Source organism: Halotolerantifilum yawarlongkerapense, from assembly GCF_054506745.1.
Genome location: NZ_CP199719.1, coordinates 151,700 through 166,914 on the forward strand (window position 1 = coordinate 151,700; position 15,215 = coordinate 166,914).

Genomic DNA, 15,215 nt, shown 5'->3' on the forward strand with positions numbered 1-15,215 from the left:
CGGGTCACCGATCTCATGACAACATTTGATAAGTTACTGACCATAGGCGATACACTAGAGCTCCAGTTTTCGGATCCGTCGCATCCGGACCCGATGAAAACGGGTGTCTACAAAGTGATCGACGACCGACACCTCTTGATCGCAGTACCCATTCGGCAGGCCTCCTACTGTTTGGTACCGCTGGGAAAGGTGGCGGTATACAGATACAGCCACGAAAAATTGGGTATATTTACATTTAAAGGCAAAGTGGTCAGAAGGCTAGAACACGACAACCTCAAGGCCCTGATCGTCGAGCGCGTATCGCCGATCGAGAAGAAGCAGCGTCGTGCTTATTACAGGATGCCCTTCGTGGCCGAGGTGACCCTTTCGAGACAAGCTAGGGAGCCCGTGGTAGAAAACGAGATTATTATCGATGATGGACGTGAGTCTTTCCAGGGTCTGAGCATCGACCTGAGCGCGGGGGGGCTGCGGTTGAAGACGCGTTACACCCTCGATTCAGAAATGATCTACCTGGTGACCTTTCAAATGGGCCGCGACCACATTGCCCTCGAAGCCACCGTGCAACGTTACATCGGTTTTGAGGGCCGGTACTACGAGTACGGGCTTGCCTTTGTAGACCTAAGCGAAAAGGATAAGAAGCGGATTGTGCGGTATATTTTCGATCGCGAACGCCAGCTTCTCGATAAAGGAATGGTGTGAGTGAAAGTCACTGTACTCGTTGTTGATGATTCCGCATTCATGAGAAAAATCATCACGGACCTCTTTGAGCTCGATCCGACCATCGAGGTGGTCGGGACGGCGCGCAACGGCCGTGAGGCACTGGAAAAAGTGAAAGAACTCGATCCCGACGTCGTCACCCTCGATGTGGAGATGCCCATCATGAACGGACTCGATGCCCTCGAGCAGATCATGACACAAGCCCCACGGCCCGTGATCATGCTGAGCTCGTTGACCTCGGAAGGTGCAGATGCCACCATCCGGGCACTCGAGCTGGGCGCCGTGGATTTCATTACGAAACCCACGAACATTTTCCGCGTGAACACAGAAGAGGTGCGTACGGATCTCACGGAAAAAATCAAGGTTGCGGCCAAGATCAAGGTGTCACGGGCAACGGCCGCACCCGCCAGGGTGAAACGTCCGGATACCACGCCAAGACCCAAGTCCTCGGGTCGCCTGAAGAAGATCGTTGCCATCGGCACGTCCACCGGGGGACCCCGAGCCCTGCAAACAGTGATCCCGGCTCTGCCGGCGGATCTCGATGCGGCCGTGCTCGTGGTACAGCACATGCCTCCGGGTTTCACCAAGTCTTTATCCGAGCGGATGGATACCCTGTCGACCCTGCGCGTCAAAGAAGCGGAAGATGGGGAGACGCTTGAAGCCGGGTGCGTGTACATTGCCCCGGGTGATAAGCACCTGAAGGTCGTCAAACGCGAGGGATCCTTCGTGGTGACACTCGATGGTGGGGAAACGGTCTCAGGTCATCGACCATCGGCCGATGCACTTTTCGCTTCGCTCGACTCCCTGGGTCTAGAGAACGTTGTCGGCGTCATCATGACGGGCATGGGTTCCGATGGGGCAAAGGGACTACGTTCGTTAAAAGGTCGGGGAAATCACATCATCGCCCAGAACGAGGAAAGTTGTGTCGTCTACGGTATGCCGAGAGCAGCCGTTAACATGGGCATCGTCGACCGTATTGTCGACTTACAGAAAATTGCCAGTGAAATAGAGAAAGCTGTGGGGGTGTAGATCACATGGATATGAGCCAATACCTAGAAATATTTATCGACGAATCCAAGGACCATCTGCAAAACATGAATGAAATCCTGTTGACACTCGAAAAGGACAAATCAGATCTCAGCCTTTTGAATGAAATCTTTCGGGTGGCACATACAATCAAAGGCATGGCCGGTACCATGGGATTCACCAAAGTGGCGAACCTGACCCACGAGATGGAAAACGTGCTCCACCTTGTCAGAAACAAAGAGATTGAAGTGAACACGGCGATCATCGACGTGCTCTTCGAATGCTTTGATGCCCTCGAGGCCTATGTCGGTCACCTCGAGAGCACCGGTAAAGAGGGCACCCTTGACACCACCGATCTGGTGGAACGACTGAAGGTCATCGCCGAGACGAAATCTGCCGACCATATTGCTCCGAAGGCGGAGACACCGTCCCTGGAGACGGAAGAGGTCGTAGAAGAGGCGGTGGAGGAAACGGTACCCGTCGCCGACTCTGCGGCCTTCGCATTGGATCTGACCGATGTGAAAGAGGTACTCTACACTGCCCTCGAGCAGAACAACCTCGCGCACATGGTGCGGATTACCCTCGATGAAGGATGTCTGCTCAAATCCGCACGCGCTTTTATCGTCTTCAACACCCTCGAGCAGTTCGGTGAGGTGCTCAAGTCCGAACCAACGGCGGAGCTCATCGAGGATGAAAAATTCGATCGTTCTTTCGAGCTGCTTTACGTGGGCAAGCTCAGTGAAAAAGCACTGCAGAGCGAGATGATGAGGATCAGTGAAATTACTTCGGTGGAGATTGCACCTGTCACCCAGGCGCTCCTAGAGGACACGGAGGATTACAGTCCGATGGTGACCGCGGATGAGATCACGGATCTCAACGAGAAGATCCACCAGCTGAAGGAGTTGGATGAGGCAGAAGCGGACGCGACGCAGAAGGTCGAGAAGGCGAAGACTTCTAAGACCGTTCGCGTCGACATCTCTCGTCTTGACAACCTGATGAACCTGGTTTCCGAGCTGATCATCATCAAGACGCGGCTCGAAGACCACGATACGAACACACACCAGAATCTAAATGATACGGTGGAGTACCTCGAGCGGATTACCACGAGCCTGCACGATGCCGTGATGAAGGTCCGCATGGTACCCGTGGAACGAACTTTCAACCGGTTCCCCCGCATGGTACGGGATCTCTCGAGAGATCTTGGCAAAAACATCAATCTGATCATGAGCGGGGAAGAGACGGAGGTCGACCGCACGGTGATCGACGAGATCGGCGATCCGCTGATCCACCTGATTCGAAACTCCATCGACCATGGGATCGAGTCTCCCGAAGAACGCTATCGATTGGATAAACCCGAGCAGGGCACCGTTGCTCTCAAGGCTTATCCCGATGGCAACACGGTGGTCATCGAAGTAGAAGATGATGGCGGCGGCATCGATTCCGATCGCGTGCTCAAGAAGGCCATCCACAAGGGACTCGTGTCGAGCCAGGAAGTGGAGAACCTCAGCCAGCAGGAGATCATCAATCTTCTCTTCATGCCGGGCTTCAGTACCGCCGAAACCGTCACCGACCTATCGGGTCGCGGGGTGGGCCTCGATGTGGTCAAGTCCAAGATCGAGAGCCTCAACGGTACAGTAGAGGTCCAATCGCAAAAGGGCAAGGGGTCTAAGTTCATTATTCGCCTGCCACTGACACTGGCGATCATCCAGGCGCTCATGGTCAACCTGGCTGATGAGAAGTACGCAGTGCCGCTGAACAACATCAAGGAGATCACGACCATACCAGAATCGGATCTGACCTTGATCCAGAACCAGGAAGTCGTGCTCTACAGAAACAAAACGCTTCCCATTCTACGTCTCGGCGATATCCTCCATGTGGAGCGACCGGCCGATGCACCTCAAGAAGAGGAAATGGTGGTCGTCATCGTCAAGAAGGGTCAATCGGAAGCCGGCCTTGTTGTGGATAGTCTCATCGGACAACAGGAGATCGTCATCAAGTCCCTCGGCAAGTATCTCGCGGGCACCAAGATCATCGCCGGCGCTACAATCCTCGGTAACGGTGGGGTTGCCCTGATCGTCGATCCGAACCAACTGTTTTAAAGGGGTGTAATGAATGAGCCAAATCAGAGAATACGTTATTTTCAAGCTCAATCGCGAATTTTACGGGATTGACATCATGAATGTGGAGAACATCGAGAAGATCATTCCGATCACCCGTGTCCCTTACACGCCCTCTTACGTGAAGGGTGTGGTCAACCTACGCGGCATCGTGATTCCCGTCATCGATATGCGGGAACGATTCGGTATCGAAAAGCGAGAGTACACCGATGAGAACCGCGTGATCATCGTGAACGTCAACGACTACAAAATCGGTATGATCGTCGACGCTTCGTCAGAAGTGCTCCAGCTGAACACCGACGACATCGACAATGCCCCTTCGGTCAAGGGCAACTACAATGAGGACTTCATCAAGCAAGTGGGCAAACACAACGGTAGGATCATCATGTTGATCGATCTCGAAAAAGTGTTGGCCGTCGATGAACTGTCCGATCAGGCATAAGGTGAGGAGGTAGCCATGGGCCGCATTGACAACTTAAGCGACGTGGTGCTGGATGTGCTCCGGGAGATCGGCAACATCGGTGCCGGCAACGCCGCCACGGCCTTGGCGCAGATGATCGACAAGAAAGTCGATATGAAGGTGCCAAAGGTCAACATGATGGATTTTGAGGATGTGCCCGACTTGATCGGAGGCGCTGAGGAAATCGTCAGTGGCATCTATTTTCAGTTCGAAGGCGATATCGAGGGGAGCATCATGTTCCTGCTCGATCGCGACTCTGCGATCAATCTGATCAATCTCCTTATGCCCATCGAGACCGATACTTTCGACGATATGACGATTTCCGCACTCATGGAGATCGGCAATATCTTGTCAGGATCCTACATCGCTTCTCTCTCAAATCTCACGAACCTCTCGATCAAGATTTCGCCACCGGCGATTGCCATCGATATGGCCGGCGCCATCTTGAGCGTCCCAGCAATCGAGTTTGGCTACGTGAGCGATAAGATCCTCATCATCGAAAACGAGTTCTTCGAAGAGATGAACAGCAAGAGCGTCAACGGGTTTTTCTTCTTGATACCGGATATCGACTCTTACGAACGACTCATGACGAGTCTGGGGGTCGCCTTATGAGCGATCTGATCAAAGTTGGAATGGCCGATCTAAAGGCGACGAGGGCGCCGGCCGGACTGACGACCCTGGGGCTCGGCTCCTGTGTGGGTATCTGTCTTTATGACCCGAGGACCAAGGTCACCGGCATGGCCCATATCATGCTACCCTCGTCGAAAACCATTCGCAACAACCAGAATAAGGCGAAATTTGCCGATACGGGACTAGAGACCCTCATCGATGAGATGATCCGACTTGGGGCCAACAGCGACCGGATTGTCTGTAAAATCGCCGGTGGGGCTCAAATGTTTGCAGTATCTTCTGGCAACGATGTGATGCAAGTGGGCAAGCGTAATACGGAGGCCGTCCGCGCTCTGCTCTCAGAACGCAAGATTCCCTTGTTGGCCGATGAAACCGGCGGCAACTTCGGCCGGACCATCGAATTCTACTCGACCACAGGGGAACTGTTCATCAAGACCATTGGTCACGGCAACAGAACCGTCTGAGAACGGGGGTGCAGGCATGACGGCAGAATCCATTTGGAAATCATACAATGAGCATCCCACGGAGGAGAAAAAGGAAGCGATCATTCTTCGCTATCTAGAGGTCGTCAAGATTGTCGCCGGTCGCCTGTACACGACGTACCGAGACCACGTGGATTTTGATGATCTCGTGAGCTACGGTGTCATCGGCCTCATCGATGCGATCGACAAGTTCGATCACCAAAAAGGGGTCAAGTTCGAGACCTACGCCAATATCCGTATCCGCGGTGCCATCATCGATCAAATCCGCAGTCTCGACTGGGTACCGCGGAGCGTTCGCTCCAAGGCAAAGCGCTATGAGCGTGCCCTGTCGGAACTCCAGAATCAGTATGGCGTAGATGTACCCGACGAAGCGCTCGCCGATCGTATGGGCATCGACCTCGAGGAGCTCGACGAGATGACCGCAGAGATCGCCACCTTCAGCGTGGTGAGCCTAGAGGATCGCATCCAGTCACAGGTGCATTTCGATCTGCCCAGCGAGCACCGTGATGTGCAGCCCGAGGCCGTGGCCCTCGACACAGATCTCAAGAAACGACTGGTCGAGGGAATCGATCGCCTGGCCGAAAAAGAACGCCTGGTCATCGGTCTCTATTACTACGATGAAATGACCTATCGAGAGATCGCAGAGATTCTTTCGCTGACTGAATCGCGGATCAGCCAGATTCATTCCAAGGCCATCGCAAAGTTGAAGGTCCGCCTAGATCAATCGTAAAAGATCCACCGGCGGTATCGATGTTATCACTTGTAGTCCTGTGTGAGGTGGGGTTTTGTGGAAAATGTTGAAAGTTATAAAATTGACGTGACACTATCTAACGATTACTATGCAGCCTATCTGACCCTTCACTTGCTCGACAAAGAGGTTTTCCTGACCCTTCAGGATCTCAAGGAAGCGCTAGCGAAGAAGAATGTGGTCTTTGGTATCAAAGAAACCGTTCTACAGCAACTGGCGGACAATCCCCGGAACGTCGACTCCCTGCTCGTTGCGGAAGGCATTCCCCACGAAAACGGTAGTTCGGCCGAGATTACCTTTTTGATCGATTACCAGCACGAGATCAAACCGAAAATCGAGGATGACGGATCCGTCAACTTCAAAGACATGAACTACATAGAGACCGTCAAGCGCGGTGCGATCCTGGCCACCAAGACGAGTCCTACGGAGGGCAAGGACGGGACCACCGTGACGGGCAAGGCGATCCACGGGAAAATGGGCAAGGACACCCCCTTCAAAGTGGGTAAAAATGTTTCCGTCTCTCGTGATGGTTCGGCCATCCTAGCAGATACCGAGGGCGTCGTCAAGGTGGACGACAGCCGCGTGAGTGTGCTCAGCGTCTTAGAAATCGACAGTGATGTCGGCCTCGGAACCGGCAACATTGACTTCAACGGCGAGGTACGGGTGAAGGGAAATGTCATCAGTGATTTTGAGATCAAAGCGAAGGATCAGCTCATCATCAATGGGCTCGTGGAATCGGCACGGCTCACGAGCGGTGGCGATATCATGATCAACGGTGGGATCCAGGGTAACGACCGAGCGGTGATCACCACGGATGGGAACCTGGTCAGCAAGTACATCATCAATGCGAAGGTCATCGTAAAAGGAAACATCGAGGCGGATACCATCATGCACTCGGAGGTCATCTGCGATGGCAAGGTCATCCTCAAGGGAAAGAAGGGGAGCCTCGTTGGGGGAATCACCAATGTGAAGGAGGCCATCGACGCCAAGATCGTCGGATCGGAGATGGGGACCCAAACCCGGATCCGGCTCGGTATCGATCAAGAGATGATCTTGGAGTTTCAACAGATTTCAGAAGAGATGAAGCAGGTGAAAGAAAGTATCAACAAGCTCAACCAGGCGACGGCTCTTCTTGAGAAGAAACTCCGCGCCCAGCCCGATGATGCGAAGACCGCAGCACTTTTGAAAAACACCAGGGACAACAGCGAACGTTATCGCAAGAATCTCAAGGATCTGGCCGACCGCAACGAATCGATCAGCGAGAAGTTTAAGACGGCCCGGGAGGCCAAGATCGATGCCGGGATCCTGTACCCGGGCGTGAAGATCCAGATCTCCAGTGATTACATGAACGTCAAGGATACCTTTAAGAACGTCACCATCAAGCGAAGCCAGAAGGGAATCGATATCATTTCGAAATAGGGGGGACCGGTGATGACCAGACCCATCGATATGCAAGTCATGCTACCGAAGGTGCAAATGCTCCATCATGCCAGGGAGTCGGTGGTCCATAAAGAGGCCAACGCCCTTCAGGCTGCCCAACTGCAGGAGAAGCAGGAGGCGGAGAAGAAACAACAGGAGGTGAAGGCTCTCGAGGACAAAGAACAGGCCCCGCTGAAGAACGATACGAAGGGTGAGGGGCATGCCAAGCGCGACAAAAGGCGTGCGGCCGGGGGAGCAAAGGCGGAAGACGGGCAGCCTTCCGCCGAACGATATCACGAACCCGGTCACGGCGATCGTTTCGACATGAAGGTGTGAAGGATGATCGCCGTACTGAGTATCATCGCCGGGATCATTGTCATCGCCATCGCCGTGTTGTTGATTCGTCGCGAGATCACGCGGGCCGTTCAGTCCACCCGCCTCTTACACCAAACGCGGCGGCCCGAGTCGCTCGACTGGTGGGAACGTCTGCAGCGTCTCGAGGCTGTACAAGAGGAGACGAACGCCTCCTTCTACGAGCTCGTGGCCGCTCTTGAGGAGCGGATGAGCGTGGTCGAGGGGACCCTGAGCGACCTAGAGACTCCACCGCCACCACAGGCTGAGCCCATCGAACAGGCCGAGCGACCCGTCGCACGCGATCCAGAGCTGGAGGAAAAGCTCCGAAAGATCAGCCAGCTCGAAGACCAGGGATTGAGCGAACAGCAGATCGCCAAGCACCTCGGCATGGGTCTGGGGGAGTTGAAACTACTGAAACACAGGCGCAACCGCTAGGACGAAGCCCACGCTTTGTCTTCTCTCCATTTTTGGCCAAAAAAGATTGCGAAGGCCCGGGACACGTGGTATACTTTTGAAGGTGACAAAACACACACGCCGCGTAACACTAGGGATCCTGCCCGACAACGTTCGGGTTCCCGCGGGTGGATGATCGCGAGCGGAGGAAAACCAAGGAGGAAATGAAATGTCAGTAATCTCAATGAAGCAACTCTTGGAGGCCGGCGTACACTTCGGCCACCAGACAAGACGATGGAACCCGAAGATGAAGGAATACATCTTCACCGAGCGTAACGGTATCTACATCATCGATCTCCAGCAGACGGTGAAGAAGGTAGAGGACGCTTACGAGCTCATCCGTCAAATTTCAGAAGAAGGAAAAAAAGTGCTCTTCGTCGGTACGAAGAAGCAGGCGCAGGAGGCCATTAAGCAAGAGGCCAAGCGTTGTGGACAGTACTACGTGGCCGAGCGTTGGCTCGGTGGCATGCTCACGAACTTCAAGACGATCAGCAAGCGTATCGAGCTGCTGTACGAATTGGACGAGCAGGAGCAGGATGGTACTTTCGACCTGTTGCCCAAAAAAGAAGTTATTCAACTCAAACATAAGAAGGAAAAGCTCGAGCGATTCCTTGGCGGGATCAAGGACATGAACGGCCTTCCCGACGTACTCTTTGTTATCGACCCTAAGAAAGAGAAAATCGCCGTGCACGAAGCACGTTCACTCGGCATCCCCGTGATCGCGATCGTCGACACGAACTGTGATCCGGATGAAGTGGATCTCGTGATCCCCGGTAACGACGATGCCATCCGTGCAGTCAAACTTCTTTCCAAGACCATGGCTGACGCCGTGCTCGAGGGTCGTCAGGGCGAACAGCTCGTTGACGATGAAGAGACCAGCGAAGAAGTGTCGACAGAAGCATAGAGAAACCGTGTGGAGCGGGTAAGTGATCGCTTACCCGCTTCTTCTGAGAAACGATATATCGAAGGAGGTCGTTATTATGGCAGTAACAGCTGCGATGATCAAAGAATTAAGAGAAGCCACGAGCGCAGGTATGCTCGACTGCAAGAAAGCTCTAGAAGCTAATGACGGAAACATGGAAGAGGCCATCAAGTTTCTCCGTGAAAAAGGTCTCGCGAAGGCGGCCAAAAAAGCCGATCGTCTTGCTTCCGAGGGAATTGTGACCGCTTACATCCATGGGGATCGCATCGGTGTTCTGGTTGAGATCAACTCCGAGACGGACTTCGTTGCGAAGAACGAAGAGTTCCAGACATTCGCGCGTGACATCGCCATGCAGATCGCTGCATCCAACCCGCTGTACATCCGTCGTGAAGAAGTACCCGCTGAAGAGATCGAAAAGGAAAAAGAGATCCTCAGAACCCAGGCGCTCAACGAAGGAAAACCGGAGAAGATCGTCGACAAGATGGTCGAGGGTCGCATTAACAAATTCTACAAGGAAGTCTGCCTCCTGGAGCAGCCTTTCATCAAGAACCCCGATGTCGTGATCGAAGACCTACTCAGAGAAAAGATCGCTAAGATCGGTGAGAATTTGAACATCAGACGTTTCTCACGTTTTGAAGTAGGCGAGGGCCTCGAGAAAAAGAGCGAGAACTTCGCAGAAGAAGTTGCTAAGCAACTCGGTTAATGTCTCCTGAAGAGAACACAACTTTGTGTTCTCTTTTTTAAAGGGGTGTGAGCATTCTTTTTTGGGGTATATGCTTAAAAAGTACGGCCTCTTGAAGGAATCTCGTATGTCAGTGTAGAAAGTACCGAAGAGGAGGGGTTGTGAGCCTTGAAATACAAACGCGTGATTTTGAAGTTAAGCGGCGAAGCCATGGCGGGCGAAGAAAGTTTTGGCATCGATGATAAAACGGTGATCGCCGTGGCTAAGGAAGTGAAGTCGCTGATCGACGCCGGCGTGGAAGTGGCGATCGTTATCGGTGGCGGGAATTTCTGGCGCGGTCGAACCAGCGGTAGCATGGACCGAACGACGGCGGATTACATGGGCATGATGGCAACTGTGATCAACGCCTTGGCTCTACAGGATGCCGTGGAATCCATTGGTCTGACCTCTCGGGTCATGAGCGCTATTGAGATGCGCCAGATCGCAGAGCCCTATATCCGACGGCGCGCCGTGCGCCACCTGGAGAAGGGCCGTGTGGTGATTTTTGCAGCGGGCACAGGTAATCCCTACTTCAGCACGGATACGACGGCCGCATTACGGGCCGCCGAAATTGAGGCAGAGGTGATTCTCCTGGCCAAGAAAGTGGATGGCGTCTACGATGCAGATCCGAAGGAGAACGAGAAAGCAGTGAAGTTCGATGCGGTGACCTATATTGACGCACTCAACCGTGGCCTGAAGGTCATGGACTCTACTGCGCTCACGCTCTGTATGGACAACCACATTCCCATCCTAGTCTTCGGACTAGACGAACCTGGCAACATCATCCGCGCTTGTTCGGGTGAAACCATCGGTACCATTGTTAAGGAGGAAATTTGATGAACAAAGTACATAGCGAACTTAAGAGCAAAATGGCAAAGACCATTGAGGTTTTTATCGACGAACTACACACGGTGAGAGCCGGTCGTGCGAACCCGAACCTACTCGATCACATCACCGTCATGTACTACGGATCGCCGACGCCGCTCAACCAGCTGGCCAGCGTATCTGCGCCGGAAGCACGGCTCCTGCAAATCCAACCCTACGATAAGGGGGCAATGGCCGACATCGAGAAGGCCATCCTGACTTCCGATCTGGGCTTGAACCCATCGAATGACGGCAAGGTGATCCGACTGTCGATCCCTATGCTCACGGAAGAGCGTCGTAAAGAGCTAGTGAAGCTGGTCAAGAAGATGGCAGAAGAGACAAAAGTGGCTATCCGGAACGAGCGACGCCATGCCATGGATCAGCTCAAGAAGATGGAGAAAAGCAACGAACTGACGGAAGACGATCTCAAGCGGGCTGAAAAGGAAGTACAAGATCTGGTCGACGAACACATCGATCGCGTAGATGAGCTGGCCGAGAAAAAAGAAAAAGAAATCATGGCTGTTTAAGAACAATAAGAAGGCCTTCTTCTCAAGAGAGGGCCTTCTTCTGTAAGGGGGCGAGTTTATGTTTTTCCAAAAGAAAAAGAAGAAGGAAATACCGCGCCTCACCGAAGTCCCACGGCATGTGGCGTTTATCATGGATGGAAACGGTCGATGGGCGAAAAAAAGAGGTCTTCCTCGTTTGGCCGGTCATAAGGCCGGAGTAGAAGCGCTCCGGCAGATCATCGAGACTTCGCATGAGCTCGGGGTGGCCCACATCACCCTCTATGCTTTTAGCACGGAGAACTGGAAGCGACCCGAAGAAGAGATCACGGGTCTAATGGACCTTCTGGTTGTCTACTTTGAGAAAGAACTCGAGTCGCTCCACCAAAACAAGGTCAGGATCACCACCATCGGCAGTCTGGCTCCCGTTGAAGATCGGATACGGCGTACCATTGAGGACGCTGTCGAGCGGACTTCGGGGAACAAGGGCCTGAACGTGAACATCGCCTTCAACTATGGCGGCCGCGATGAAATCCTCCGCGCCCTAAAACAGATCGTCACAGAGGGACACGCGCCCGAGACCATCGATGAGGCGCTCATTGCCGATCATCTCGATACGGCGGGAATGCCCGACCCCGATCTGATGATCAGGACCAGCGGAGAGCTTCGGTTGAGTAATTTTCTACCCTGGCAGCTTGCTTATTCGGAACTCTATTTCACCGAGAGCCTGTGGCCGGATTTCAACCGTGAGGCCTACATCGCTGCTCTCGAAGAGTACGGCAGCAGACAGCGACGCTACGGCGGACTGGAGGTGACCTGATGCTCAAGAGGACGCTATCGGCCGTGATCGGTCTGGGGCTCTTGCTCTTCACGGTCTACCTGGGTGGCCCCTTTTTGATTCTCATGGCCCTGGCCATGAGCCTGAAGGGTCTCCACGAATTCTTTAGGGCTCTCAAGGGCGGAGGCTACAAGCCCTTCGCAACGATGGCCTATCTGGCCACGGTTTTTCTCTACACAGGTCTTTTTTTCGATTTTCCCACGGAGTTTGTCTTCTTCACCATCTACATCCTGGTCTTTCTCCTGTTGATCGAGAATATCTTTGCCGAAAGCAACCGTTTGATCGACGTGGGTCTGACGGTCCTCGCCTTCGTTTACATCGCCATCAGCCTTTATCACATCGTGCTCTTCGCACGCTCGGAACACGCGTCGTTGATCTGGTTGATCTTCATCGTCGCCTGGATGACCGATACGAGTGCCTACTTCAGCGGGATGTTCCTCGGACGTACCAAGCTCATCCCATCCGTGAGCCCCAAGAAGACAGTAGAGGGTGCCGTCGGCGGAATCATCGGCGCCACGGTGCTCGGTATGATCTACATCTATTGGGTGATGGGCGGGATCCAGACCCTCTGGCTGATTCCCATCCTCATGGCGGGAAGCGCCTTGAGCCAACTGGGGGACCTCGTCGCCTCGAAGATCAAAAGGGGCTTCCAAATCAAAGACTTCGGCAACATCATGCCCGGACACGGGGGCGTCCTCGATCGATTCGACAGTATCCTGATCGTCGCCCCCTATGTCTATTACGCCATCAGCATCGCCACGAAAGCCCCTTTCTAATGGGGCTTTTTATGGTAGAATAGGAGGCGTGAGGAGTGAGTGTATTGAAAACAATCGGACTTATCGGATCGACCGGTTCTATCGGTCGACAAACCTTAGATATCGTGAGCACATACCCCGGATCCTTCAAGATCCGCTATCTATCTTGCCACCGTCAGATCGATCTGATGAAAGAGCAGATCGAGCGCCACGCCCCTGAGATCGTGGCCGTCACGGACCCCCTTGCAGCGGAGCGCCTTTCACGCGAAGTCACCATTCCCGTGCTTTCGGGACCGGATGCTCTCGAACGGCTCGTGGCCTCGAATCCGGTGGATCGTCTCGTGACGGCTGTTGTGGGGAGCATCGGACTGCTGCCCACGCTGAAGGCCATCGACCTGGGTATTGATATCGCCCTGGCCAACAAGGAAACGCTCGTGACCGCCGGTCATATCGTCATGGCAAGGGCCCGGGACAAGGGCGTGCGCATCCTGCCCGTGGACTCAGAACACAGTGCTTTGTTCCAGTCTCTGGGCAGTGAGCCGAAAAGCGCAATCGAAAAGGTCATTCTGACGGCCTCCGGCGGTCCTTTTCGGGGGAAAAAGAGAACAGAGCTCGAACACGTGAGCAAGAGGCAAGCGCTCAAGCACCCCAATTGGTCTATGGGACAGAAGATCAGCATCGATTCGGCCACCATGATGAACAAGGGGCTTGAGGTGATCGAGGCCAAGTGGCTCTTTGATCTTGCGCCTGATCAGATTGATGTGGTCGTCCATCCGCAGAGCCTGGTCCACTCCATGGTACAGTTCGTCGATGGTTCGGTGATCGGACAGATGGGCCCAGCGGATATGCGGGGGCCTATCGTCTACGCGCTCACGTACCCCGGTCGCGTGGAGACGTCACTGGAGAGGCTCGATTTTTCCAAGGGTCTGGCGATGACCTTTGAAGCGCCGGATCGCGAGACCTTCCCGTGTCTCGCGCTCGCCGAAAGCGCCCTCCGCGTCGGGGGATCGATGCCCACGGTGCTCAACAAGGCCAACGAAGTACTCGTGGCGGCCTTTTTACAAGACAAGATTGGATTTTACGACATACCGCGAGAAATCGAGCGACTCATGGCCGACCACCGGATCATCACGGATCCCTCCGTGGAGGATGTGCTGGCCATCGAGCGTGAGATTGTAGAGAAAGTAGGCGTTTCGAGATGACCACCTTTATTTCCTTTGTACTCGTCTTCGGACTGATCGTTTTTGTGCATGAATTTGGACACTTCACCCTGGCCAAGGCCAACGGCATCGTCGTGCATGAGTTTGCACTGGGCATGGGACCTGCTATCTTCACGAAGAAGGGCAAGGAGACTACCTATGCCATCCGCGCCTTCCCCATCGGCGGTTACGTCCGTATGGAGGGGGAAGAAGAAGCCTCCGATGTAAGGGGTAGCTTTTCCGAGAAAAGCCCTTGGCAGCGCCTCTCTGTTATTTTCGCCGGACCCGTGATGAATTTTGTCTTGGCCGTTGTCCTGCTTGTCATCGTCTTTTTCTCCATCGGCTTCCCGAGCACCCTCGTGGCCGATGTATCGGAAGGTGCCCCAGCCGCTCGCGCGGGGATCTCCACTGGTGACCGCGTGGTGGCGCTCGACGATCGACCCATCGACGACTGGTCGACTCTCGTGGAATCCATCGAGGAAACAGGTGGCGCACCTTTTCAACTGACGGTCATCAGCGGGGGAGCAGAACGTACCGTGACCCTAGAGGCGGCCTTTGATGAGGAAGTCGGGCGCTACCTGATCGGCATCGCTCCCCAGTTCGAGAAAAGCCCCGGAAGGGCTCTGACCATGGCCTTCACAGAAGTGAAAACCCTGACCCTGGGGATCTTTGATTTTCTCGCAGCCCTACCGCGCGGTGAGGTCAAGGGTGAGCTCGTGGGCCCTGTGGGTATCGTGAGCCTTGTGGGTGAAGCCGCCGGCGTGGGCGTCATGAACGTCCTGTACCTGGCCGCCTATATTTCTATCAATTTGGGGATCGTCAACCTGCTTCCCTTTCCGGCGCTCGACGGTGGCAGAATTCTGTTCATCTTCGTTGAAATCTTGAAGGGCAGTCCGGTGGATCCAGAGAAAGAGCGCTATGTCCACACCGTGGGCTTCATCCTGCTCATCGGTCTGATGCTCTTCATGGTCTTCAGGGACGTCATGCGCATCGGTGCCATCTAAGGA

Annotated in this window: 18 protein-coding genes; all 18 read left to right on the plus strand. The window is 54.1% G+C overall.

The window, feature by feature from the left end; all coding sequences use genetic code 11:
* Positions 1 to 15: 15 nt before the first annotated feature.
* The 18 genes from ACULM0_RS00775 to ACULM0_RS00860 all read left to right on the plus strand — a co-directional run bounded on the left by ACULM0_RS00775 (position 16) and on the right by ACULM0_RS00860 (position 15,212).
* Positions 16 to 699, plus strand: coding sequence for a flagellar brake protein (locus ACULM0_RS00775; RefSeq protein WP_463678551.1), 684 nt, complete (start codon positions 16 to 18; stop codon positions 697 to 699).
* Positions 700 to 1,746: a protein-glutamate methylesterase/protein-glutamine glutaminase gene (locus ACULM0_RS00780; protein WP_463678552.1), complete on the plus strand. Its 1,047-nt coding sequence runs from the start codon at positions 700 to 702 to the stop codon at positions 1,744 to 1,746.
* 5 nt (positions 1,747 to 1,751) lie between these two features.
* Positions 1,752 to 3,842, plus strand: coding sequence for a chemotaxis protein CheA (locus ACULM0_RS00785; protein ID WP_463678553.1), 2,091 nt, complete (start codon positions 1,752 to 1,754; stop codon positions 3,840 to 3,842).
* Positions 3,843 to 3,855: 13 nt separating this feature from the next.
* On the plus strand, positions 3,856 to 4,302 hold the full coding sequence (locus ACULM0_RS00790) for a chemotaxis protein CheW (RefSeq protein ID WP_463678554.1): 447 nt from the start codon (positions 3,856 to 3,858) through the stop codon (positions 4,300 to 4,302).
* A gap of 15 nt (positions 4,303 to 4,317) precedes the next feature.
* On the plus strand, positions 4,318 to 4,932 hold the full coding sequence (locus ACULM0_RS00795) for a chemotaxis protein CheC (RefSeq protein ID WP_463678555.1): 615 nt from the start codon (positions 4,318 to 4,320) through the stop codon (positions 4,930 to 4,932).
* Positions 4,929 to 5,414 carry a chemotaxis protein CheD gene (locus ACULM0_RS00800; protein WP_463678556.1) on the plus strand — a complete coding sequence of 162 codons (486 nt, stop codon included), beginning with the start codon at positions 4,929 to 4,931 and terminating at the stop codon, positions 5,412 to 5,414. The genes ACULM0_RS00795 and ACULM0_RS00800 overlap by 4 nt, the downstream gene beginning before the upstream one ends.
* A 16-nt stretch (positions 5,415 to 5,430) precedes the next feature.
* Positions 5,431 to 6,162 carry a sigma-70 family RNA polymerase sigma factor gene (locus ACULM0_RS00805; RefSeq protein WP_463678557.1) on the plus strand — a complete coding sequence of 244 codons (732 nt, stop codon included), beginning with the start codon at positions 5,431 to 5,433 and terminating at the stop codon, positions 6,160 to 6,162.
* Between the two features lie 57 nt (positions 6,163 to 6,219).
* Positions 6,220 to 7,599 (plus strand): DUF342 domain-containing protein, encoded by a 1,380-nt coding sequence (locus ACULM0_RS00810; protein ID WP_463678558.1) that lies wholly within the window; start codon positions 6,220 to 6,222, stop codon positions 7,597 to 7,599.
* Between the two features lie 12 nt (positions 7,600 to 7,611).
* Complete coding sequence (locus ACULM0_RS00815; protein WP_463678559.1) at positions 7,612 to 7,935, plus strand: hypothetical protein; 324 nt, start codon at positions 7,612 to 7,614, stop codon at positions 7,933 to 7,935.
* A 3-nt stretch (positions 7,936 to 7,938) separates the two neighbouring features.
* Complete coding sequence (locus tag ACULM0_RS00820) at positions 7,939 to 8,388, plus strand: hypothetical protein (RefSeq protein WP_463678560.1); 450 nt, start codon at positions 7,939 to 7,941, stop codon at positions 8,386 to 8,388.
* A gap of 187 nt (positions 8,389 to 8,575) precedes the next feature.
* Entirely contained in the window at positions 8,576 to 9,310 is a 735-nt protein-coding gene (rpsB, locus tag ACULM0_RS00825) for a 30S ribosomal protein S2 (protein WP_463678561.1), read from the plus strand.
* Positions 9,311 to 9,386: 76 nt separating this feature from the next.
* Positions 9,387 to 10,031: a translation elongation factor Ts gene (tsf, locus tag ACULM0_RS00830; RefSeq protein WP_463678562.1), complete on the plus strand. Its 645-nt coding sequence runs from the start codon at positions 9,387 to 9,389 to the stop codon at positions 10,029 to 10,031.
* Positions 10,032 to 10,178: 147 nt separating this feature from the next.
* Positions 10,179 to 10,886 (plus strand): UMP kinase, encoded by a 708-nt coding sequence (gene pyrH / locus ACULM0_RS00835; protein ID WP_463678563.1) that lies wholly within the window; start codon positions 10,179 to 10,181, stop codon positions 10,884 to 10,886.
* Positions 10,883 to 11,440, plus strand: coding sequence for a ribosome recycling factor (frr, locus tag ACULM0_RS00840; RefSeq protein WP_463678564.1), 558 nt, complete (start codon positions 10,883 to 10,885; stop codon positions 11,438 to 11,440). The genes pyrH and frr overlap by 4 nt, the downstream gene beginning before the upstream one ends.
* Before the next feature lie 58 nt (positions 11,441 to 11,498).
* The gene (locus ACULM0_RS00845) at positions 11,499 to 12,236 is read left to right on the plus strand and encodes an isoprenyl transferase (protein WP_463678565.1); all 738 of its coding nucleotides are present in this window, start codon (positions 11,499 to 11,501) and stop codon (positions 12,234 to 12,236) included.
* Positions 12,236 to 13,030 carry a phosphatidate cytidylyltransferase gene (locus tag ACULM0_RS00850; RefSeq protein ID WP_463678566.1) on the plus strand — a complete coding sequence of 265 codons (795 nt, stop codon included), beginning with the start codon at positions 12,236 to 12,238 and terminating at the stop codon, positions 13,028 to 13,030. The genes ACULM0_RS00845 and ACULM0_RS00850 overlap by 1 nt, the downstream gene beginning before the upstream one ends.
* A 35-nt stretch (positions 13,031 to 13,065) precedes the next feature.
* On the plus strand, positions 13,066 to 14,211 hold the full coding sequence (locus ACULM0_RS00855) for a 1-deoxy-D-xylulose-5-phosphate reductoisomerase (protein ID WP_463678567.1): 1,146 nt from the start codon (positions 13,066 to 13,068) through the stop codon (positions 14,209 to 14,211).
* Positions 14,208 to 15,212, plus strand: a complete 1,005-nt coding sequence (locus tag ACULM0_RS00860; protein WP_463678568.1) for a M50 family metallopeptidase — start codon at positions 14,208 to 14,210, stop codon at positions 15,210 to 15,212. The genes ACULM0_RS00855 and ACULM0_RS00860 overlap by 4 nt, the downstream gene beginning before the upstream one ends.
* Positions 15,213 to 15,215: the final 3 nt, after the last annotated feature.